The organism is Rhodoblastus sphagnicola (genome assembly GCF_002937075.1).
GTDB lineage: Bacteria > Pseudomonadota > Alphaproteobacteria > Rhizobiales > Beijerinckiaceae > Rhodoblastus > Rhodoblastus sphagnicola.
In genome coordinates this window covers 1-20,483 of record NZ_NHSJ01000105.1, presented here as the reverse complement: position 1 = coordinate 20,483, position 20,483 = coordinate 1, and the positions used below count along the sequence as shown (strand labels likewise).

Here is a 20,483-nt window from a genome sequence, read left to right as displayed (position 1 = left end):
CCCGTTGGTAAGAGGCGCCTTGATCTCTGGCTTGATGCATGGATTTACGAAGCTCGCTCAGGTTCAACCCCAGCGAGTCTCAACTATTCCAACGAAAACCGCCATGTGGGAGGCTCGTGCCGCTTACGGCCAATCCTACAGCGAAACAGACATGCCAAGGATTGCGGTCCGGCAAGTCGGTCAGCATTTTCTGGATTTCTCGATACGCAATATTGTTCAGAGACTTTCCACTGTCCCGAAGAAGCGACTGGACGCGGGTCCTTGCGGGTCCTCCGCGCATGCCGCCACCGAGCTTGCAGAGTGCGTTGAACTGGCGCTGCGTTTCATTGATGGGTTTGGAAATCTCGAAGGTCATTGGATGTCTTGCACGTTTGATCAGGAGACCAACAACAGCTGAAAGCGCTGTTTGATGAGTTTCATGCGCGCCAAAATGAAATCGTCGAAACGATCAAGCGCCCACAGCTCCTTGTCCTTTGGAATGAGATGCTTATCCAGGTAGGCGTCATCCTTGTCGGCGAACCAGTCTTCCGGAAGCGTCGCGCCTTTTCCGCCCGGGCCGTTTTCTCCCTTGGTCAGCAGCATGCAGTTGGCAAGCTGGTTGCGATCATGTTCCCTATAGCGCATTACCGGGCGCCCCGTTTCTGGGTTCGTGACTTTCAATCCGCGCAGCACGCTTTGCGGGAAAATGTGGTCGATTTCGGGGAAATTGTTGACATAGGCGGGTGTGTGATTGAAGCTGCGGTACCATAGATTGAACAGCAGATGGATGGTGTCCGATCCGTAGCCCATGTGCCATAGCTGCTGCTCGGTGATTTCCAGGCTGCGGCCCTGGCTGCGGATGACGTTGAACGCTTCGTCGAGCGAAAAGCCCCCCAGTTCGTCGATTTTTCTGACTAACGCATCGAGGAGGTTGTCCGGCTGACCGCTGAAGGCCTTCGCGAACAAGGATCGCAGAAGATAGGTGTCGATGTCCTTCGCAACCTTCCATTGCTCGGGATATTTGTATCGGAGATACATCAATGGAATGAGCACGAGGTATGACGGCAACGCCCTGTCACACTGGATGAATGTCTTCCCGCGCACGAAATCCAGGACGTCGATCATCGCGCGGGAAATCGCGTCCCAAGATGCTTCCACTCCTTCGCGAACGCCGGGCTTGCGGAACTTCTGCACCTCGTATCGGGCGCCCTGACCTGTCAACACGAGGCAAGATTTTAGAACGAAGTCTCGATCGAATTCGAACCCGTGCTGGTTCAACGATTCGAGCAGTCCCTCCATTTTCTCGTCGGCGACTTCCCATGATGCGTTGAGCAACGAGAACAGCAGATCAGATTTCCCCAGCTTCGTTCCGCCCGAATTTGCGCGGATAAAAATTTCAACGACATCGTCCTCTTTGTAGAGGTTCGGATTGTCGATGCTGTCCAGTTCCTGATAGGCGATCGCCTCGTCCATCTTGAAGGTGCGCTCAATCTGATTGAGGTGATCTTCAATCTTTTCAGTTTCGGCAGGAGTGATCTCGCGGCCGGAGTTGGCAGCGATCTTGTCGCGCATCTCCCGCACTCGCATCGTCGTGAAAACCAGTTCCTTGAACTTTATCCAGGGAAACTGGGCGACGCTCTTGTCCTTGAAAGCAAATCTGAACTTGATGTCGTCGGGGGCCGACAACTCGCCGCTTGTGATATCGAAATAAAGTTCTCGCCCTTCATAACTGCCGCATAGCCCGATGAAGAGGCTTTGAAGCCGCTGCTGGCCATCCAGCACAAGGCATTTCTTTTTTTGGTCTTCCGGAACATAAAAGTCGCTCAACTTGAGGGTCGGCTTCCAGTTGTCGATGAATTTTCGACGGCGGATGCCATTGGTCGTCTTCCACACCAGCAAGGTGCTGAGCGGATATTCCCGCATGATGGAATCAAAGAGACGGCAAATCTGGTCCTCGCTCCATACGAAGGGGCGTTGGATGTTCGGGAGCCAGAATCCGCCGTCTTCGTCGCGATTGTTGAGAAACGAAACGATCCTGCGAATGGGTTGTTTCAAATTCTTCATGGCTAAGTCCCATTCCGTTGCTTAAATTTCGTGAGATGAAATTCCACAAGTTTTTGCGCCGGCCGCTCGGCCACGCGCGGCGGTCGCAACAACACACGATCCTCGTACTGCGCATATTCGGATTGTTTCAGGTCGTCAGCGAGCACGACCCGGAAACCACGGGGATCGCTTCGGAAGCTAATCCGGAAATCGTCGAAGAGGCGATGAATGTCAGCCCGGAGCGGGACGCCATTGCAAACGCGGTTCGTTTTCGGCCCAAGGTAGGGATAGATGTGCGCAGCATCGATGACTTCGACGACGCCGCTACCTGAGACTGCGCATTTGCCACTCCAGGCGCCCAGGACTGCGGCGCGAAAGGCAGACGCCCCTTCTCGGACAACAAGTTCCGACTCCTGCTTCCTGCGTTCGTCAACTGGCGCATTCAAGTCAAAGGGCAGGTCGAGGATTTCGACCGAATCGCCGGTCAACTTGCCGACGAGCTTCTCTTTGATTGCCGTGTAGGTGTCGAGCAGCTTCGGCAGCGGGCGGACAGCTGCAATGTAACCATCGGCGTCCAAAATCAGATCGATCTTATTCCCTTGATGGAGCATAAAGCTCAAACACCCGGCGTCGAGAGACCGTGTCGCTCCGTCGATCGTCTTGAAGACGTACGGCACAGGCGTCCCGCAGACCCAGTATATGGCGGTAAGATGCTTCTCGAAAAAGTCCGTCCGAGGTGTATTCCCTTCGCCCGGATACTTGAGGTCTGACACACGATATCGTTGATGGCTGCTTTTGGAAAATGGTTGACTGACCTTCTTCGAAACTGACTGGCCCCTCGTGAAATCAGGAAGAGTTATCGGAAGTGTTACAATGTCGCCGTTTGCCATGGAGTTTCCTCACACCCTGTAGACCTTCATCACCTCGTCGCCGAAGTGGTTGATGACCTTCACCGCGATCTTGCCGGTTTTCGGTTTGGCGAAGGGGCGGGATTCGGCGCGATAGAGGGTTTCCCAGGCGTCCCGGTCGATCTCTGCCTGCAGGGCCGTTTTCAGGCTCTTGTAGGGGTCGTTGGCGCCGAGGAAATAGGCGTGGCGGACGAAGAAGCTTTCCTCGTTATATTCCGTGTCGATGAACCAGGCCGCGATGCCCTTGGTGTCGGCGGAGCGGATCTCGCCGGTGTTGGGGTCGAACACATCGACGCCGTTGACGCGGACGAAAATTTGCCCGTCGCCGGTCTGCTCGATGTCGATGTCGGGTTCGCCGAACACCACGAACAGGTTGCCCTTGCCAGTGTTTTTCAGGTCGTCCGACATGTGCAGGTCGGGGTTCATTTTCGCCTTCAAAATCGGCAGCGGACCGAGCTTGGACAGGTCGGCGGCGTGGGCGTCGAAATTGAAGGCGCAGGCGATCAGCACGTCGAAACGGGCGTCGGTCGCTTCGCGCGCGGCGGCGACGAGGTCGCTGCGTGTCGTCGTGCCAAATTCCGGTCCGATGAAGATCGCGGCGCGGCGCTCCATCTCGCCTTCCATGAAACGGCCTTCGGCGCCGATATATTCGCCGGGCCAGCCTTGCAGCACGTTGAAGTGGATGGTGTCGCGTTTTTCGCTCTGGTGGACGCCGGCGGTGCGTAGATGTTCGAGCACCATGGTGGAGAAGTCGGTCTGAGGCGCGGCCTCCTGCCGGCGCCGGCGTGCGGCTTCGTCGGCGCCATCGGTCGCGCCCAGGAACTCCTCGTCGGCGGGAACGACACGATGCGGCGACAGGCTCTCGACTGTGAACGGGCCGGCGACGCGCACGCGGCCCTTGTCCTCGTAGGGGCGGTCATAAAGAAGTTCGACGTCAGCGGCCTTGGCAATGGAGTCGTCGATCTCTTTTTGGCGGGCGATGCGCGCCGTCCACCAAGCTTCGTGCGCCTCCTTGGCCTTTTCGGACCAGTCTTTCGCCGCCTCGCGCGGAATCTCCCATTCCTGCCATGTCTGGCCGAGCAAGCTGTTCATAATCGTCCGCGCCGGCTCCAGCTTCGCCTGCCATTTTTCCCAGATGTCGTCGATGGCCGAATTGTTGGCGATACCTTTAAGCGTAATATGTGGAACGCGTTCATAAACGAACCCGTGGCGGATATCGCCGCGGATCGTCGTATCGATCCGGATTTTGCCCGAGATGTCTTGTTCCTTTCTCCGCCCTTCAACGCTGTCGGCAAGGTAGTAGTATGAGTAGCGGGCGCTCATCAGTCGGGTTCGCGCCAAAGCGAGCGCCACGCGAGAGGTATCGATGGTGATCCAACGACGCCCCCACTGTTCGGCGACGTACGCGGTGGTTCCGGATCCACAAGTTGGATCGAGTACGAGATCACCAGGGTCTGTTGCCATTAGGATGCATCGTTCGGCAATCGCCGTCGACGTCTGCACAACATAAATTTTTCCAGCGCTTCCTGCCGTATCTGTCCAAACGTTGGTGATGGGATAGGCAGCAAAGTCCTCAAGATACCGAACGTATCGCAGTGTGCGGCCAGCCGGGCGAATTCTGTTCGCTCGGATCAATTTCTGAAAACCACTTTGCCCGGTCTTCCAGTAACCACCCGAGGGATTGAAGGTTCGCCCCTCGAAGTCGATCGGGAATGAACCGGGCGGACGATTTGAGGTCAGGCTCGTAAGCTGAAACGCCTTGCCCTCATCATCAACCTGATCATATCGGGCACCTGACCCGTGCCCAACTCCGACTTCCTTCTTGAGATGAATCCGCCGAAATTTGGTGGCATTGCGGTCTTTTGCGTACCAGAGAACATAATCTTGCACTGACGAGAGATATAAACTCGGTTGGCCGCCTGTTTTCTGGAAGACAATTTCGGAAATGCAATTGTCTGGACCGAATACCTCGTCCATCAAAGCACGCACCCGATGCACATTTTCATCGCCAATTTGCACAAACACCGAGCCATCGATCGTCAGCATTTCACGTGCGACCGTGAGGCGATCTCGCAAATAGGTCAGATAGGAATGGACGCCGTCCTTCCATGTATCGCGGAAAGCCTTCACCTGTTCAGGTTCGCGCGAAATGTCAGTCTGCTTGCCGTCCGCAACCTTCGGGTTTTGCGTCGAAACCTGCCAGTTCGAGTTGAACTTGATGCCGTAGGGCGGATCAAAATAGATGCACTGCACCTTGCCGCGCAGGCCCTCGCGTTCGGCGAGGCTGGCCATCACCTGCAGGCTGTCGCCGAGGATCATGCGGTTCGACCAGTGCTGGTCATGCTGGTAGAAATCGGTGCGCGCGTTGGGATCGACGCCGTTGAAATCGGAGAACAAGTCGGGCGCGTCGTCCTGCGCCGCTTCCTTGGTCCGCCGCATCAGGTCATCGATGATCGCCTTGGGGTGAACCTTCTCCTGGATGTAGAGCGGCGGCGCATGGACGACGAGATCGGACCAATCCTGCCGGTCCTTGCCGCGCCAGACGAGCTGCGCGTCGCCGATCTCCACTTCGCCCTTTTCGCTCAACGCGCGGATCTGTTCCTTGCTCAGGCGAATGCGGGCGCCGCGCCAGATGATCTGCGGATCGCAATCCTCATCGCGCTCGCGCGTCTCGCCCTCAGCGAGCGGGTTGGCGCGCGCGAAAGTGACCGGCTCGACCGGATGCTGTTCCTCGATGCGTTCGGCAAAGGACTGCAATTCCGCTGTCGGAATGTTTTTCCGCGCCGCACCGTCGTGGGTCAGCGTGGCGACCTTCTTGCCGCCATTTGAGTTCTGCGGGCCGCGGGCCATCAGTTCGTTCCTTCCATGACCTGCTTGACGACCTCGACATAGCGGTCGGATTCCGTCCGCAGCCAGTCAGCCATCCGGTCCCAATTGGCGGGTTCGCGCGACGCGATCGGAAGCACCTTGGTGAAGGCCCCTTTGGCGAAGGGAGCGCCGAGACCATCCTGCAGCCGCTGCGCGAAGGGTTCGAGTTGAACCGCCCTTGCTTCCGGTGAAACGCCCCAAACGCCGCGAACGAAAACACCAACCTCATCCTGCGCCAGATATTCGACGACGAAGAGATCTGATGTCGCCGGCTTCCAACGGCTTGGCTCCGCCTTCACCGCGCCGAACGCCGTTTCCTCCGGATGGCGTTCGAGGAAATGCGTCCAGAAGGCGCGACGAAATTCGGACCTGGGGCTTGCAACCGCGCTCTCGCGCGCCTGGCGCTGGACCTGCCGCTCCCATTGGTTCGGCACCTCCACGACGTCGAACAGCGGCGCCATGGCGGAATCGCCGATGCGGACGACGCGAACCTCGACGGCGAAGAAGGCAAAGGGATCAACGGTGTGCTGGTTGAGCCAGCGAATCGCCGAACGGTGCGCGTCGCGAAAGCTCGGCGCGATCCAGACGATCGTCTGCGCCTCCAAGCCGGCCAGATAGGTCATGATCTGCCCAAGGTGGCCGTGGTCAGACCCTTCCAACTGATTTTCGATCAGGACCATCGAGCCGTCAGCCGGGTTACGAGCGAGGATGTCAGCCGCAAAGGTCGAAACCGGCGCCTCGGACTGGACATGTTCGAGCGGGATGCCGATCGCCTCGCTCAGCCGATCGAGATTTTGGGCGAGCCACGGCGTAAAGGCGAGCGCCTCATGCGCCCATGCGCTACGAACGGAAACCGTCTCGAGCCGGCCGAGAGTCAGGACGTCCGTCATGCCGCAACCTTTTTCACGTAGGAATCGATGAGCTTGTCGAAAGCGTCCTGGAAGCCGAAGGCATCGCGCAGTTCGACAAAATCCCAGCGGCCGAAGGCGTCAAGATTGTTGACGCCGGGCACCCAGAGGTTTTTCATCGTCTCCGCTTTCAATTGGGCGTCGCCGCCGCGATAGCCTTTGACCTCGCAAATCAGGTTCAGCGTTTGCTCGTCGCCGGAGTCGATGCGCACGATGAAATCGGGCACGTATTTGCGCAGCACGGCACCGTCGCGATACGGGACTTCGAATTGCATGCCCTGATTCTTGACGTAGCTCAGGACATACGGATTGCGCTCGATGACGCGGGCGAGCTCCGCTTCCCAATTGCTGTCGGAGACGACGTAATTAACGTGGCATTTCGCAGCGTCGGTCTTGAACGTGTCCTTCGACGTCGTGAAGTTCACGAAACGGCTCGAGCCCTTGGGATTATAGGGATCGAGGATCGCCTTGACCCTGGCACCGCCGGCTTGAGGCCGCTGGCAGGCGAGATAGATGCGCTCCGCCGCCTTCTCCGCCATTTGCAGATAGGTGACCGTCGCCATCGGCACGCCCTTGCAGATGAGATAGCCGCCGTCGATCCATTCGCGCGCGACACGCTTGATTTGACCGAACAGGTGCAGCGGCGGTGGTTGTCCAGGGTCGCGGAAGCGGGTGTAAAGCAGGTGTTTCGCGAGGTGGAATGAAATCTCGGAATGCCGGATCAACTCGAGGTTCTTGGCGTTGAGTTCGACGCCTTCGCCAACGATGCCTTGAAGGAGCACGGTACAGGGGCCGACCTCTTCCGGCGTCAGGACCAGTTTCGAATCCTCGGTGAATTGCGCGACTATGCGCTCCTCGGGCAAATCAACGCGGTAGCCTTCAACCCGAGGGAATTGGATTTCCAGCGCCTCGCGCTCGCGCACGGCCTGGACGCGCGTGACCTGCTTCGGCGGCGTCGGCGGCGCTACAACCGGCTTGGCGGCGAAGTCGAAGGGGATGCCGAGAATGTCGGCGTATTCGACGTTGAACAGGCCCACGTCGTTCAGCTCGTAGGATTGCCTCCGCAAGGCGCGGCCGACGACCTGTTCGCAGAGTAGCTGCGTGCCGAAGGCGCGCACGCCGAGGATATGCGTGACCGTGTTGGCGTCCCAACCCTCCGTCAGCATCGACACGGAGACGACGCAGCGGATGCCTTCGCCGAGGCGCCCTTCCTTGCCGACCGTGTTCATGACCTCGCGCAGCAACTCGGCGTCCGAAAGCGCTTCCACGGAGGCCCCGGCGCCTTCACGCGCGATTTTCTCGCGCTTGAACTGCTCAATCTCAAGGGACGCCATTTCGCGGAATTGCGGGTCCAACGCCTCGCCGGATTCAAGCTGCTCGGAATCGATCAGCAACGTGTTGGGCCTAGCGAGGCGTTCGCCATAGGTGTCGTAATTGCTGAACAGGCTGAGGAAGCCCTTGTGGAACGCCTTCTCCTCGCCTTCCTCATTGGTGCGCCGGAACCCCGATATCCACTCATAGACCAGCTTGGATGTCGCGGTGTTGTTGCACACGACGATAAAAACGGGCGGCACGGAAATGCCGGCCTGTTTCCAAACATCATGGGTCTTGGCATAATGGCCATAGAGCGCATGAAGCGCGGTTTGCAGCTCCGGCTCTAATTTCAGCGGATCGAGGGTTCCGGACTTGCCGACGCCCTTTTTCGGCATTTTCTTGCCGATATATTTCCAGAGGTCGCGATAAACGGGCATCTCCGCCGATGGCAGGTTATCGGCGACCGGCACGCGCGGCAGCTTCACGATGCCGCATTCGATGGCGTCCATCAGCGAGAAGTCGCTGACCACCCAAGGGAAAAGGGTTCCTTCCAGATAGCCGGAGCCGCGCAGGAAAAATGGCGTGGCCGAGAGGTCATAAACGGCGCGAACGCCAACCTTGCGCTTCAGAGCCTCGATGCCGCTGATCCACAAACGGGCCGCTTCCGCGTTCTTTTTCGCCTCATCCTTCTCATCCCCCTTGAGGTCGGGCTCCTCCTCGGATTGGGGCTTTTCGCGGTAGCAGTGATGGGCTTCATCGTTGATGACGACGACGTTCTTGAGCGCCAACAACTCTCCGCAGGCGCGCTGGAGCATCTGTCCCTCGGTCTCGGTGGTGACCGGCGCCTCGCCCCTGCCTTGCAGGAGCGACCGGCCCACTTTGGAGAGATCGAGCGTCTCGCGGCGTTTGAAAGCATGGAAATTGGTGATGACGATCTTCGCCTTGGCGATGTCGCCGATCATGTCGGACGGGAGAAGTTCACGGGTGCGGTAATAGCTCTCGGCGTCGTCTGGGTTGAGGACCCGCAAACGGTCCCGGATGGTGATGCCGGGCGCGACGATCAGGAACCCCTTGCTGAACATGGCGCTGGTCGGGGAGCGGACCGCATTGACCGTCTGCCAGGCGATCAGCATCGCCATGACGGTGGTTTTGCCGGCGCCCGTGGCGAGCTTCATGGCGAGCCGGAACAGCTCCGGATTGGAGGCGAGGTTGGCGTTTTTCAGGTGCGCCCGGATTGCGTCGCAGCGGCGGAGTCGTGGCGCCAACTCGGTCAGCCAGATGATCGTCTCGACAGCCTCGACCTGACAGAAGAACGGGCGAACGCCCTGGAACTTATAGCTGCGCCAATGGGTCAGGAGGCGTTGCGTTGCGGGCGTTACGCCCCAATCGCCCGGATTCGGCAGCGCCCGCCAAGCCTCCATCAGGGAGCGGATCTCGTTGATGATCGGGGTCGGATTGTATTCCTGCGCCGTTGTCGACAAGCCCTGCTCGTCCTCGAACAGCATCGATGCCTGCTTGCCTTTGCCGCTGGCTTTCTTCCACTTCGGAACCGGCGTGATGAGTTCCGACCTCCGCCGGCCGGTGACTGGCGGCGCGTCGAGAGGCTGGCCTTCGGCGTCGAGAGCGTGGTGCAGCCTCGGGCATTCGTAGGGGCTGTTCAATATCGGCTGTTCAAAAAAAGTCGCCGCCATAGTCCCGCCCTGGGTGATTCGCGAAATGCCGCATGAATTAAACGGCGGGACTGAACAGCGGACCCAAGGCGATGTCAATGTGACGGGTTCTTGGTTTTTCGCGGAAAAGTTGAGACCGGAGTGCGACGCGCGTGATCTCGCGGATAGACGCGATCACAGGCTGACGTTGGAAGCGCAGGAAAGGGGGCTTTGCCCATAGAGGGCAGGAGAATCCCAAAAACATGACCAAAGAAAGAAATTATGTCTTGTTCGACCTCGAAACGACAGGAACAGTTCGGGGATACGATCAAATTCTGCAATGCGCGGCAACGCTAACAGATTCGAATTTTCAAGTCCTGGACCAGATCAATCTGCGCTGTCCGCGATTTGAACAGGCCGACCCATTCAGCCTCTCCGTGCGACACAAGCAGGACAATCCGTCCGATGCGCGCCTCACTCATTATGAAATGATCCATCGAATCGACCGGACATTTCGGGACTGGTCGTCGGCGACGTTCTGCGCCCACAATCTGGTGGCATTCGACGATTTTCACCTCCGGCAAGCGCTGGTCCAAACGCTGCACAATCCCGATCTGACGCAGACCAATGGAAATCGTCGCGCTGACACCATGCTGATCGCGCGAGCGCTTTCCGTGTTGGCGCCATCGGTTCTGAAGGTGCCAGTTTGCAATGGCATGGCGTCTTTTCGTCTCGGCCCGCTGGTGCGGATAAATGGCATCCGTTTCGAGGCAACTCGCCTCCACGACGCTTCGGCCGATGTCGAAATCTTGCGACAGCTGATGATCGTGATGATGACACGCGCGCAAGTGATCACGGAGATGCTGATCGCCGGGAGCCAAAGAGGGGCCGTCGATGCGCTGGTCCAAAATCACCCCTATTTTCGGTACACTTCGGTTCATTCTGGACGGCCGTTTTCGCGGATCTTGGCGCCGATTACGACGGCGCCATCTGATCCCAACTTGCTCGTCGTCGCTGATCTGGCGTTCGACGTCGATCTTCTGCGCCGCATGGATGACGTCAGTCTGGCCGACGCCTTCAAATCGTCGCCCCGAAAACTCCGAGTGATCCCGCTGGACAAGGCGCCCATCCTTACTGCTGTAGGAGCCTTCGTCACCGAGCCACGGGTCGGCGTTTCAGCGGCCACCCTTGCCTCACGCGCGAAAGCGATCCGTGAAGATCGGGACTTCCAGAGCCGGGTCAGTCATTTCATGAGACGAGCAGCCAACGATGGCGCGGCACGAGACCGGAAGCTCCATATTCCTTCCATTTCTCAGCGCAATGAGGAAATCGCTGCGTCCTTTCATGACCTGCCATGGGGCGCGCGCAGGGGCATTCTGGAGTCACTCGACGACCCCGAGCTAAAAGCGTTTGGGCTGCGTCTTCTCTACGCAGAGGCACCCGAATGCCTCTCACCAGCCGAGCGCGAAGAAATTTTCCGCTGGCAATGCGGCAGAATCGAAAAAGATCAAGACGTTCCCTGGCTCGCGGAATCGGCAACAGTTTCGACCATCGCCAGCATGATCGCGCGTGAGGATGCCGACGAGAACCGACGCTTGCGCGCCGGCGTCGAATACCTTGCTGCGCTTCGATCCGTCGCCACGCAATATCCGCACGGACGCTTGGCGTAATGCCAATGATCTGACGCTTCAATCCGCATCCTGGAGCCGCGCGCAAGCGTTGCTCCAGGATGTTTTTTTGCTTTCGATTTCAAATCCCTGGGCCTGCGTCCCAGAAATGAAAATGGGCGCCGCTTCGGGCGCCCATTTTGTTGGTTTCGGTCCGCGTCTATCGCCGACGCGGCATTCGCTGGGCATGTGGCCAGCACATGCGAGGTCAGACTCCTTGGGCAAAATCGGGGAGATCGTCAGCTGTCGATTTCCCGCCGCTCGGCATAGCCGCATTCGGAGCGGTTTCCTCATTATGTGCGGGCGCCAACCGGTCCGTGGCGGGATCAGCTTTGGCAGCGGTTGAAGAAACCGACCGAGCCGTCGAGGATGAGGCGCCTTTTGGCTTGGCCTTCGACGACCCTTTCGACGGTCTCGCCTTGATCTGCGCGAGCTCCTCATCAAGGCCGCGAAGCTTCACCGCGGCCGCATCGCCGAGAGACTCCATAACGACCTTGCGCGCCGACTCCACGAGATCGATCAGACGGTCGGGGTCGCCGGAATCGCGCTTCTTGAGCGCCTCGACGATCTGGATATCCGCGAAGCCCTTTTCAAAGCACGGCGCGAATTTCAATGCGACCTTCAGGTTTGGGATGTCCGTCCTGAAGTATCCGGGATCTGCCGTATCGAGGTCTGCGAGAGCCAGATCTATCGCGCTGACGCTTATCCAGAACTCATTCGGGGGATCGTTCTTTTTACGATTCACTTTGAATCTCCTAGTACTGATTTAGTCGCCACATCATGTTTATGGCGACACGTTTATGATGCCGATTACGACAAATATAGTCAATACTTATGGCGAACTGTATTGACGAAAAAATGAAAGCAATGATATTAAAGAAGTCACCAACAGTGCAAACGCTAAAGTGTAGCCAGCAATGGTCTCGTAATACGAGACCGCTGGTCTTCCAAGCAAACCTTCCGCTCGCTATTCGCTCGCTACAGGAGATTGTTCAAATGGCAGAAATGAAAGTCATGACCTCGGTGCGGCTACCGGTCGATTGCGCGGCCAAATTGGACGCGGTCCCTAGGCGCATCGGGCAGACGCGGTCGTCGCTGATCATCGACGCAGTCCGGGCCTTCTTGGCTCCCGGCTCAAGAGCCGCTTACCTCGAAAATCTCGAGGCGCGGCGCCAGCTTGACGATCTCTTGTGCGAGCTCGGCCGCCTCGCGGCCGACCTGCGCCGTCACGGCGGACTCATGGCCATGGCCATAAAGACATCGAACACCGCGGACAAAGCCGCCCTGGAAGACATGCGGCGCGTCAGCCTCGAAGTGGCGGCGCTCGTCAGCGATCTGGCAGCCAAATTGGTCAAGAAAGCCGGATGATCGGGAAAATCATCATAGGCGCCAATTTCGCCGGTCTTTTCGCCTATCTGGCGGCGGCCCAACGCCACCTGCCGCCAGAGTCATTTCTTACTTATAATGTCGCCTCGGCGATCACTGCCGTCGCTGAAATGATCGCGGAGGCGCGGAAATCCGGCCGGGTGAAACGACCGGTCGGACATTTGATTTTTTCATGGAGAGCTGACGAGGCTCCAACCCGTGAAACGGTCGCCGAAGCCATCGACCGAGTGTTCGAGTTGCTCGGCTTGCAAGACCACAAAGCGCTCGGCGTCATCCATTCGACGTTCCCGACGGTGACGCCGCATTTCGAGGTCCACGTTATGATCTCCCGCGTCGGGCCTGACGGGAAAGTCGCCGGCGCCTTGGACTCGTGGAGTTTCGCCAAGATTGAACGCGCTGTCGCCACCGTGGCCCGGGACATGGGCTTCTTGCTGGTTCCGGGCCGTTTTAATTCCCTTGATTCTGCTGAATTCGGCCCGGCGATCGCGCGGATCGATCCCACGGCGCCAGCCCCGCTTTCGCAGGGAATTCGTGGCCTGATCGCTCAGACGAATGCCAAGCCGATACGTGACGACCTATACGCCGATCCGACATTTCGTGATGAAATCATTCGCGCCCGCATGGCTGCCGACTGGCCGGCGTTTGTCGCCGCATTTACAGGGCGTGGCTATACACTCCATCCGGGGAATTCCACGAAGGGCCGAGCGCCGGGCCATCATTGCGGCATCGTCATCGTCGACCAACGCGATCCCCGTCGCCGCGCGGCGCTGTCCAGCATCAATCAAACGTCGGACGAGAAATGGTCCGGCCCGGGGCTGACCCAAGGCCGTGGCCGCATAGACGGACAATCGGTCCCGGCTATGGGCCAGCCGCCTGAAGGGGTTTTGTCCCCCTTGCCGGCCTCGCCAGCTCGCGCAACAACCCCGGCTGCGGAAAGTTCGAAGCCGGACGTCGTGGCGCCGGCGAGCGTGATGTCATCACCGGTCCAGCATCAGGCTGAGGCGGATTTTGCTGCATTTCAGCAGCATCAACGATCGACGAGAGCGCGGAATGAAGGCTATCGACACAGTCGTTCGAGCAAGATTGGGGATGCCCGCGCTCGTTTTGAAGTTGAGTTCAAAAGGCGGCTTGGTGTGGCCTCCGTCCGGCGTCGCCTTATCCGTACCGTCCTCGGTCGGCGCTCCGCCATCGGCGGCCTGCTCAACGCCATTGGCGACCTCGCCCTAGACCAGGACCTTGCCCGGCTGCGTGCTGAGCGCGTCGCCTCGGTCGAGGCGGCATGGTCCCTCTATCGCGCTCGTCATGAGCACACGCTGACATGGCCAGAATTTCGAAAGGCGCGCGAGGCGCGCCGCGTCAAAGAGCGCGAAAAGGCTGAAATCGCAGCTGGATCGTCGAACTCAGCCTCGTCGTCCGCGGCCGTCGACATTCAGGTCAGTCCCGAAAAAACTCCCGTCGCGGCCGGGTTGGTGTCCGATGTCTTGTCGCTGGCCTTTTCAAAGCCGTCGACCATCGCGGCGCCGATCACGCCGATAAAAGAAGAGGAAAGTCCGTCGACTGAAAAAAATCATTTGTCTCAAACCGAAAATAGGGACTTAGAACATGAACACGACCAACCCGAACACGATCCTCGATATGGAAATGTTCGACGCAGCCAAAAAAGCAGCGCGCAACTCGGCGAATGCGCACACGGAAGCCAGCAAGGCCGCGACAGCGGCCACCAAGGTGCTGCAACTTATGCAGACGCCCCCATCGGGAGAGGATCCGCTGGACGTCATGATCAAGACCATCTCCGAAATCCGACAGGGGCTCACGGTGTTGACGGCTGGGGTCAAACGCATCGAGGAGCAGCAGCAACAGATAATAGCCGACTTGGCGACCGTGAAATCCTCGATCGGCTCCGCGGCGCGGCCTGGCTCTGGCGCGTCCGCCGGAACAACGTCGCGGTGACCGTTTCACCGGATGTGTATGCCTTTAAGGTAGATCCGGCTCCGGTTAATTCACCCCAGATGCGCGCCGCCGCGAGCGCGGCTCCACTGACGTCGGCGCGCGCCATCCATGTCGAAGTTCCTCAGCCGAGCCACGCGAAGAAGCGGATCGAAGTTGAAACCGTCGGCGTGGCGAAAGTTCTGCCTTCTTCCATGTCCGCGCCCGTGGCGGCGGACGCGAAGATCGCCGCGATAGCGCGACTGCGTGTCGCCGCGCTCCGCCGCGCGGCCCAGATGGACGCGAAATTAAACAGCCTGCGATTCTCGGAAAGACCCCCGGCTCTGCCCCCCGTCACGTCGGCGCCCATCCGCGCCCGATCCTCGGAAAGTCTCCCGACTTTGACCGCAACCACGTCGGCACCCGGCCGCACTTTCCTGCGCGCCGAAACGGATCGTCATGCCCCTCACCCGACCCACGTGAAGAAGCGGATCGAGGTTGAAACCGTCGGCGTGGCGAAAGTTCTGCCTTCTTCCATGTCCGCGCCCGTGGCGGCGGACGTGAAGATCGCCGCGCTCCGCTGCGCGGCCCAGATGGACGCGAAATCAAACAACTTGCGAACCTCGGAAAGCCCCCCGGCTCTGCCCCCGGTCACGTCGGCGCCCATCCGCGCTCGATCCTCGGAAAGTCTCCCGACTTTGACCGCAACCGCGTCGGCGCCCGGTCGCACTTTCCTGCGCGCCGAAACGGATCGTCATGCCACACCCCTCAGGCCGCTTACGGCTATCGCAGTCCAGCCAGAACCGCCTTTGGCCGCCCAACCTGCGCCCAAAAAGCTCCTGTTTCCGTACACATTGGACGCGAACAAACAAACACTCGCCGCGGCCTACCTGATTCTTCATCCAAAGCGTGAAGAAAAGTATGCCATGCCCCGGTTCAAGCAAGTTTGCGAGGCCCTGGGCATGGAGACGTTGGTTCCGCTCGTTGCGTGGATGCATCAAGCGTCCGTATCCGAGAAGTCTGCGTTCGTCGGTCTCGCCGACCCTACAGGCAAGCTTCAGCAGAGCCTCGCCGGCGTCGTATCGATGATACGACCGATCTTGGGCGTTGGGGCGAAAATGACAGGAAGGGACGGACCGGAGCGGGAATAGACACGATCGGGACAAGGCAAAGAAACTGAAGGGTTGGAATTCGGGAGCGGAAAAAAATAGGAAATCCCGAAAAAATGAACTCAATCAAACGACCTTCAAAGACCACAAAAGCGGCGACGGCGAAGCCCGTCCGGCCATCGGTGGCGCTCTACAACGACGGTGAGCTGGCCGCGCTCATTCATGCCGCCGAGATCGCCGCAGGAAATACCGAGCTCGGAGGCACTCAGTCAGAAGAGGCTAGGCGACTCGCCAGTTTGAAAGACATTGCGGGATCGTTCATAGGCCCCGAGCGCGCGCTGCTGCTCGCCGACGACGGCATGATCCGCGATCTGCGACGACTCCTTGAAGCTGCCCCAAATCTTTCGCCCCTGGTTGAACTGTTCCTGCGTGAGGCGTTGTCGTCGCAGCGTACGGGGACGCCATTGATGATGCCTCCCATCGTCCTTCTGGGGCCTCCCGGCGTCGGAAAAACCCATGTTGCGCGGCGTTTGGCGCGCGCCCTTGGCACAGCTTTCGTCCCCATCGAGATGAGTCTCCTCGACGACATCGGCGATCTGTCAGGACACACGTTGTCCTGGAAATCGGCCAGACCTGGCGTCATTGCCAGAACGCTGCTCGATGAGCCGTGGGCCTCGCCGCTCATACTGCTTGACGAGATAGAAAAGGCGCCAAAATATTCTCACAGCCAGCGCCCGCTCGACCTATTTCATGCGCTTTTCGAGCCTGAGAGTGCATCTAGATTTCGTGACCAGTATCTGCGTCTCGAGCTGCGCGCCGATCACATTTTTTGGATTGCGACAGCGAATTCAATCGATTCGATCCCGACCACCATCGTCGATCGCTGCCTGATCGTTCGGATTGATCGTCCAAGCCCCGCGGAGGGCCGCGAAATTGCCGAAGCGCTTTTTCGCAGCTTCGCTGCGGACCGGCCGGGTATTGCCGGCCACCCCACGCGGGCAATTCTCGATGTACTGGCCCGGCATTCGCCCCGCCATGTCAGGCGAATCCTTCATATCGCCGCGGGATTCGCCGCAGCCCGGGATGCGACCGCGTTGACCGTCGTAGATCTGGAGGCGGCGGCAGCTGTCGTGGGGGCGGGCGCAGCGCCTGAGCCTCATCGCATCGGATTTTTGTGATCGGAAGTGGAGGAATAACTTCGCCACGCTACAGACGGATTGCTCGCGCCAAATGGCGCCGATCGCGCGCCGCCAACGCGAGCTCATGCCGAGCTGCAGGCGAGTCGACAACCGGCTCGAAGCGGTCACATCGGCGCCTCTCACTCAGCGACCTTGCGAAGCGCAATGAACCCGCGCTCATGACCCTTCTCGGACGTCAAGAGCGTCCGCTGGTCGGCGGCTCGGCTGTTCGATCGAAGAAAACCGTCGTAGCTAATCAAGCTCGAAGCTGTTGATGAGGCGGGAGCTCCAAATTGTTGCCGCGCCGGGACGAGCATAAGATCGGCTTCATCAAAGCCTTGAGACCAACAATCCGTGCCTATCCGGTTAACGCATACACCCACAACATGTAGAGGGGAGGCGAGCCAGATTGAGGCGGTATGATCGACCGAGTCCGGCTCATTGCCGCCATTCCCGAAATCGCCGGCCATTGATTTGCCTTGTCCAACTCGGACGTACACCGAAATGCATGAAAGTCCGCGATCAATACTGAAGCTGTCGTTCCCAAAACCAAAGTCGACGGCAAGTTCGCCGCTCACACACAGCGGCTATTGTGGTGAGGGCCGCGAGCGGTCTGGCCGGCTCCGCGCGGCCTGACTCGCCACGTCCCTCCCGGCTCCGCTCACGCCTGAACTCGGGCGCAGCGAAAGCCGACAAAGTCGCTCCGGTCCTCCGGATCGCCCCTGAGCCGGTAGGCAGAGCGGACGAAGCGCGCGCTGAAGTCCCACGAGCCGCCGCGCAAGACGCGCCGCGCCGATTTCTCATCACTTTCCCGCGCGGCCCCATCACTCGGAGCGCCCTGATGATCGTCCCGCCAAGCGTCGGCGCACCATTCCCAGACATTGCCCAGCATGTCGTACAGCCCAAAAGCACTCGCCTTCTTCTGCTTGACGCGCCGCGTGCCAGCCAGCTTGTGATCGTATTGCTTCTCTTTCCAATTCGAACTGTCGTAGCCTTCCGCCAGATCGAAATCCTTGCCGCTGTTGCCTCCATACCAGGCGATCGCGTCCAGGCCCGGCGCATTGTTTTCTCCGAGTATCTCGACATCGCCGATATAGGTGGACCGTGGATTTCCGGCGCGGCACGCGTATTCCCACCGCGCCTCGCTCGGCAACGACAAACCAAGCCCGGGGAGCATTTCGTTGATCCGGCCAATGAACGCTTGGGCGTCGTTCCAGGCCACGCTGTCCACCGGGCGGTCCGGCGTCGGGTATTTGCTCGGATTGTTCCCCATCACCGACGTCCAAAGCGCCTGTGTGCAAGGCGTCTCAAACAGCCAGAATCCCTCGGCGATGGTCACTTCATGCTGTGGGCCCTCGGCGGACCAACGCCCTTGCTCGTCATCGGGCGAACCCATCATAAATGTCCCCGGAGGTATCCAGCGCAAAATCTGGCTCGCCCCACCGACCGAGAACCCCAGAAAGACACCGTATCCGTCCTGCCCCCATTCGCTCGCCCAATCCGGCGGGACGCCTTGCAGGAGTTTTCGATATTCGTCGGCGAGGTTGGGAATCGCGGCGCTCATGAACGGCGCGCCCTCGTCAGGCACAAGCGGCGCGCCGGCGAGCCTTCGCGGCGCATCCGCGCCCTACCAGCACACCGGCGGCCCTTTGATTTCGCCCCCCGGTGGCGAGGGGCGGGAAACCGGCTCTGTTCAGGACCGCGACATCCATCGGGCCGTGAGCTCGGGCGCAGCGAAAGCCGACATTGTCGTTCCGGTCCTCCGGATCGTTCCTGTTCCGGTAGGCAGAGCGGACGTTGCGCGCGTTGTTGTTCCACGAGCCGCCGCGCAAGACGCGTTTCGCCAGGTTTCTTCGAGCCAATTTCCATCGGAAGCCTACAAATCCCGCAATGCTTCGGCAAGCGGCCTGCGCCGCAATTGCGCCCTGCGCCAGCCGACGCTGTCCGCATGAGAGGTAATGGCCAAGGCGCAGTCATAACCCATTTGCAATTCACGGACGCCGATTTCGTCGCGCAAGAACGCCTCCTCCCAAAAATGTCGCCGCTCCGCATAACGGATGCGCCGGCGGCGCGAGAGCCTCAAGCCGCCCGATGAAATCCGAAAACCGCAGAACATCACGCCGTCGCGGCTGCATCCCGTCTGGGATGGAGACTTGACCTCCAACGACAGTCTTTCGCGCGCGAACTGACCGACCGCTTCAAGCGTCTCGCAAATCTGCTGCTTGTCTCCTTGCCACCAGATCAAATCGTCCATGTAGCGCACGAAGCCCTGCGCCTTCTGGGTTTCAAGGATGAAACGATCGAGGCCGGACAAATAATAATTGGCGAAGTGTTGCGACGTGAGGGCGCCAATCGGCAGCCCCTTTCCAGGCGAGGAGGAATGCCCGCCGATGATTTGCGCCAGCACGTCGGGCAAGGTCTTGTTCTTGAAGCGCCGCGCCAACAGATCAAGCAGCACGCCGTGATCGACGCTTGGGAAATACCGCCTGATGTCGATCTTGGCGAAAACGGGGAACCGCCTGATGTGCTGCTGACAGCGTCGGACCGCCGCGAGGGTTCCCTTGCCAATGCGGCAGGCGTAGCTGTCGAAGACCAGGGCGCGCTCAAGCTCCGGACCGACGAAATTGATCAGAGCGTGATGCAGCACGCGGTCGCGAAAACAGGGCGCGTGAATCAGACGCAGTTTCGGATCACGGATCCAGAAGCTTTTCATTCCACCAAGCCGCAACTCGCCGGCAAGAATCTCCCGCCGCAGCGAAGCCAGTTCGGCGTCGAGGCTCCGACCGAAGGCCACAACGTCCTGTCGCGCGCTCTTGCCCTGACTGGCGGCGTGAAAAGCCGCGGCGAGATTTCGCCAGTCGGCGACCTCCGCCAGATCGAGGGCGCTACGCCGCATGGCCCTCGCCTTCAATGGTCGTCGCGTCAAAACACTCGGCGCGCAGGATGGCAAGAAAGTCCTCGCCGTATTTCTCGGCGCGCGCCTCGCCGACGCCGTCGATTTCGCGCAGCGCCGTCATGCTGGCCACACGGCGCTGGACCATCGCGGCGAGCTGTTCATTGGTGAAAAGCGCATAGGCCGGGACGCCTTCGCGGTCGGCGAGAAATTTTCTCAGGCTGCGCAATTTGGCGAAAGTCGCGAATTCGGTTTCGGGCAGGATTTCGCGATAATCGACTTTGCCGCGCTTGGTCGCCGGCGCCGGCGGTCGGCTCGCGCCAGCATGATCGATGTAAGTCACGCAAATCGCCCAGAAACTGGTCTGGCCGTCCTGGACGAAATTCTTCTCCACCGAGATGATGCGATGGCTCGCCAAAAGCTGGTTCAGCGCTGCGCTCGCCTCGGCGTCGTCGTCAAGACTTGGGCAGGCGAAGAATTTCATGCGCACAATCGGCTCTCCAGTCTGTCGCCCTGCCGTCGCCAAAAAAATTCAAGCGCCTGCGGCGCCAACCCGCCGCCAAACCTTTGCGGCCTCTCCGCCGGAGGACGTGGCTGCGATCCGGCGCTCCCCGCCGGATTCGCCGCCCCGCCCCCGGCTCCGCTCACCCCTGAA

Annotated in this window: 16 protein-coding genes; 5 read left to right on the top strand and 11 right to left on the bottom strand. The window is 59.7% G+C overall.

Annotated elements, in window-relative coordinates:
• On the top strand, positions 1-397 hold a 397-nt coding region (locus CCR94_RS17265), incomplete at its 5' end, for a hypothetical protein (RefSeq protein ID WP_206605853.1).
• Here the strand turns inward: CCR94_RS17265 and CCR94_RS17260 are convergent.
• Genes CCR94_RS17260 through CCR94_RS17240 form a run of 5 tightly spaced genes read right to left on the bottom strand, consistent with a single transcriptional unit; the run spans position 376 to position 9,711 of the window.
• Positions 376-2,043, bottom strand: a complete 1,668-nt coding sequence (locus CCR94_RS17260) for a GmrSD restriction endonuclease domain-containing protein (RefSeq protein ID WP_104509088.1) — start codon at positions 2,041-2,043, stop codon at positions 376-378. The two genes, CCR94_RS17265 and CCR94_RS17260, sit on opposite strands and share 22 nt — an antisense overlap.
• A 2-nt stretch (positions 2,044-2,045) precedes the next feature.
• Positions 2,046-2,912: an HNH endonuclease gene (locus CCR94_RS17255; protein WP_104509087.1), complete on the bottom strand. Its 867-nt coding sequence runs from the start codon at positions 2,910-2,912 to the stop codon at positions 2,046-2,048.
• Positions 2,913-2,921: 9 nt separating this feature from the next.
• Positions 2,922-5,780 (bottom strand): site-specific DNA-methyltransferase, encoded by a 2,859-nt coding sequence (locus CCR94_RS17250; protein WP_104509086.1) that lies wholly within the window; start codon positions 5,778-5,780, stop codon positions 2,922-2,924.
• Positions 5,780-6,688, bottom strand: a complete 909-nt coding sequence (locus CCR94_RS17245) for a hypothetical protein (protein WP_104509085.1) — start codon at positions 6,686-6,688, stop codon at positions 5,780-5,782. The genes CCR94_RS17250 and CCR94_RS17245 overlap by 1 nt, the downstream gene beginning before the upstream one ends.
• Entirely contained in the window at positions 6,685-9,711 is a 3,027-nt protein-coding gene (locus CCR94_RS17240; protein WP_104509084.1) for a BPTD_3080 family restriction endonuclease, read from the bottom strand. The genes CCR94_RS17245 and CCR94_RS17240 overlap by 4 nt, the downstream gene beginning before the upstream one ends.
• 221 nt (positions 9,712-9,932) lie before the next feature.
• Between CCR94_RS17240 and CCR94_RS17235 the strand changes: the two genes are divergently transcribed.
• The gene (locus tag CCR94_RS17235; RefSeq protein WP_104509083.1) at positions 9,933-11,339 is read left to right on the top strand and encodes an exonuclease domain-containing protein; all 1,407 of its coding nucleotides are present in this window, start codon (positions 9,933-9,935) and stop codon (positions 11,337-11,339) included.
• 205 nt (positions 11,340-11,544) lie between these two features.
• On the opposite strand, the gene CCR94_RS17230 is transcribed toward CCR94_RS17235, so the two are convergent.
• Positions 11,545-12,081, bottom strand: coding sequence for a hypothetical protein (locus tag CCR94_RS17230; RefSeq protein ID WP_146090069.1), 537 nt, complete (start codon positions 12,079-12,081; stop codon positions 11,545-11,547).
• Between the two features lie 269 nt (positions 12,082-12,350).
• On the opposite strand from CCR94_RS17230, the gene CCR94_RS17225 reads away from it, so the two are divergent.
• From CCR94_RS17225 to CCR94_RS17215, 3 genes are all read left to right on the top strand, one after another.
• Positions 12,351-12,704 carry a ribbon-helix-helix domain-containing protein gene (locus tag CCR94_RS17225; protein WP_146090068.1) on the top strand — a complete coding sequence of 118 codons (354 nt, stop codon included), beginning with the start codon at positions 12,351-12,353 and terminating at the stop codon, positions 12,702-12,704.
• Positions 12,701-15,799 carry a relaxase/mobilization nuclease domain-containing protein gene (locus tag CCR94_RS17220; RefSeq protein WP_104509080.1) on the top strand — a complete coding sequence of 1,033 codons (3,099 nt, stop codon included), beginning with the start codon at positions 12,701-12,703 and terminating at the stop codon, positions 15,797-15,799. The genes CCR94_RS17225 and CCR94_RS17220 overlap by 4 nt, the downstream gene beginning before the upstream one ends.
• A gap of 74 nt (positions 15,800-15,873) precedes the next feature.
• Positions 15,874-16,935 carry an AAA family ATPase gene (locus CCR94_RS17215; RefSeq protein ID WP_104509079.1) on the top strand — a complete coding sequence of 354 codons (1,062 nt, stop codon included), beginning with the start codon at positions 15,874-15,876 and terminating at the stop codon, positions 16,933-16,935.
• A 140-nt stretch (positions 16,936-17,075) separates the two neighbouring features.
• Here the strand turns inward: CCR94_RS17215 and CCR94_RS24660 are convergent, their stop codons facing one another.
• The 5 genes from CCR94_RS24660 to CCR94_RS17200 form a co-directional block, all read right to left on the bottom strand.
• Positions 17,076-17,513, bottom strand: a complete 438-nt coding sequence (locus CCR94_RS24660) for a hypothetical protein (RefSeq protein ID WP_146090067.1) — start codon at positions 17,511-17,513, stop codon at positions 17,076-17,078.
• A gap of 83 nt (positions 17,514-17,596) precedes the next feature.
• Positions 17,597-18,499 carry a formylglycine-generating enzyme family protein gene (locus tag CCR94_RS17210; RefSeq protein ID WP_104509090.1) on the bottom strand — a complete coding sequence of 301 codons (903 nt, stop codon included), beginning with the start codon at positions 18,497-18,499 and terminating at the stop codon, positions 17,597-17,599.
• Between the two features lie 16 nt (positions 18,500-18,515).
• On the bottom strand, positions 18,516-18,797 hold the full coding sequence (locus tag CCR94_RS26700) for a formylglycine-generating enzyme family protein (protein ID WP_425332342.1): 282 nt from the start codon (positions 18,795-18,797) through the stop codon (positions 18,516-18,518).
• Between the two features lie 14 nt (positions 18,798-18,811).
• On the bottom strand, positions 18,812-19,831 hold the full coding sequence (locus tag CCR94_RS17205; protein ID WP_104509078.1) for an RNA-directed DNA polymerase: 1,020 nt from the start codon (positions 19,829-19,831) through the stop codon (positions 18,812-18,814).
• Entirely contained in the window at positions 19,821-20,312 is a 492-nt protein-coding gene (locus tag CCR94_RS17200; RefSeq protein ID WP_104509077.1) for an HRDC domain-containing protein, read from the bottom strand. The genes CCR94_RS17205 and CCR94_RS17200 overlap by 11 nt, the downstream gene beginning before the upstream one ends.
• Positions 20,313-20,483: the final 171 nt, after the last annotated feature.

What these genes read in the sequence shown, in the direction of transcription:
- CCR94_RS17245 (WP_104509085.1), bottom strand. Translation starts at nt 6,688, where the DNA reads ATGACGGACGTCCTGACTCTCGGCCGGCTCGAGACGGTTTCCGTTCGT.
- CCR94_RS17240 (WP_104509084.1), bottom strand. Translation starts at nt 9,711, where the DNA reads ATGGCGGCGACTTTTTTTGAACAGCCGATATTGAACAGCCCCTACGAA.
- CCR94_RS17235 (WP_104509083.1), top strand. Translation starts at nt 9,933, where the DNA reads ATGACCAAAGAAAGAAATTATGTCTTGTTCGACCTCGAAACGACAGGA.
- CCR94_RS17260 (WP_104509088.1), bottom strand. Translation starts at nt 2,043, where the DNA reads ATGAAGAATTTGAAACAACCCATTCGCAGGATCGTTTCGTTTCTCAAC.
- CCR94_RS17255 (WP_104509087.1), bottom strand. Translation starts at nt 2,912, where the DNA reads ATGGCAAACGGCGACATTGTAACACTTCCGATAACTCTTCCTGATTTC.
- CCR94_RS17250 (WP_104509086.1), bottom strand. Translation starts at nt 5,780, where the DNA reads ATGGCCCGCGGCCCGCAGAACTCAAATGGCGGCAAGAAGGTCGCCACG.
- CCR94_RS17205 (WP_104509078.1), bottom strand. Translation starts at nt 19,831, where the DNA reads ATGCGGCGTAGCGCCCTCGATCTGGCGGAGGTCGCCGACTGGCGAAAT.
- CCR94_RS17225 (WP_146090068.1), top strand. Translation starts at nt 12,351, where the DNA reads ATGACCTCGGTGCGGCTACCGGTCGATTGCGCGGCCAAATTGGACGCG.
- CCR94_RS17215 (WP_104509079.1), top strand. Translation starts at nt 15,874, where the DNA reads ATGAACTCAATCAAACGACCTTCAAAGACCACAAAAGCGGCGACGGCG.
- CCR94_RS17210 (WP_104509090.1), bottom strand. Translation starts at nt 18,499, where the DNA reads ATGAGCGCCGCGATTCCCAACCTCGCCGACGAATATCGAAAACTCCTG.
- CCR94_RS17200 (WP_104509077.1), bottom strand. Translation starts at nt 20,312, where the DNA reads ATGAAATTCTTCGCCTGCCCAAGTCTTGACGACGACGCCGAGGCGAGC.
- CCR94_RS17220 (WP_104509080.1), top strand. Translation starts at nt 12,701, where the DNA reads ATGATCGGGAAAATCATCATAGGCGCCAATTTCGCCGGTCTTTTCGCC.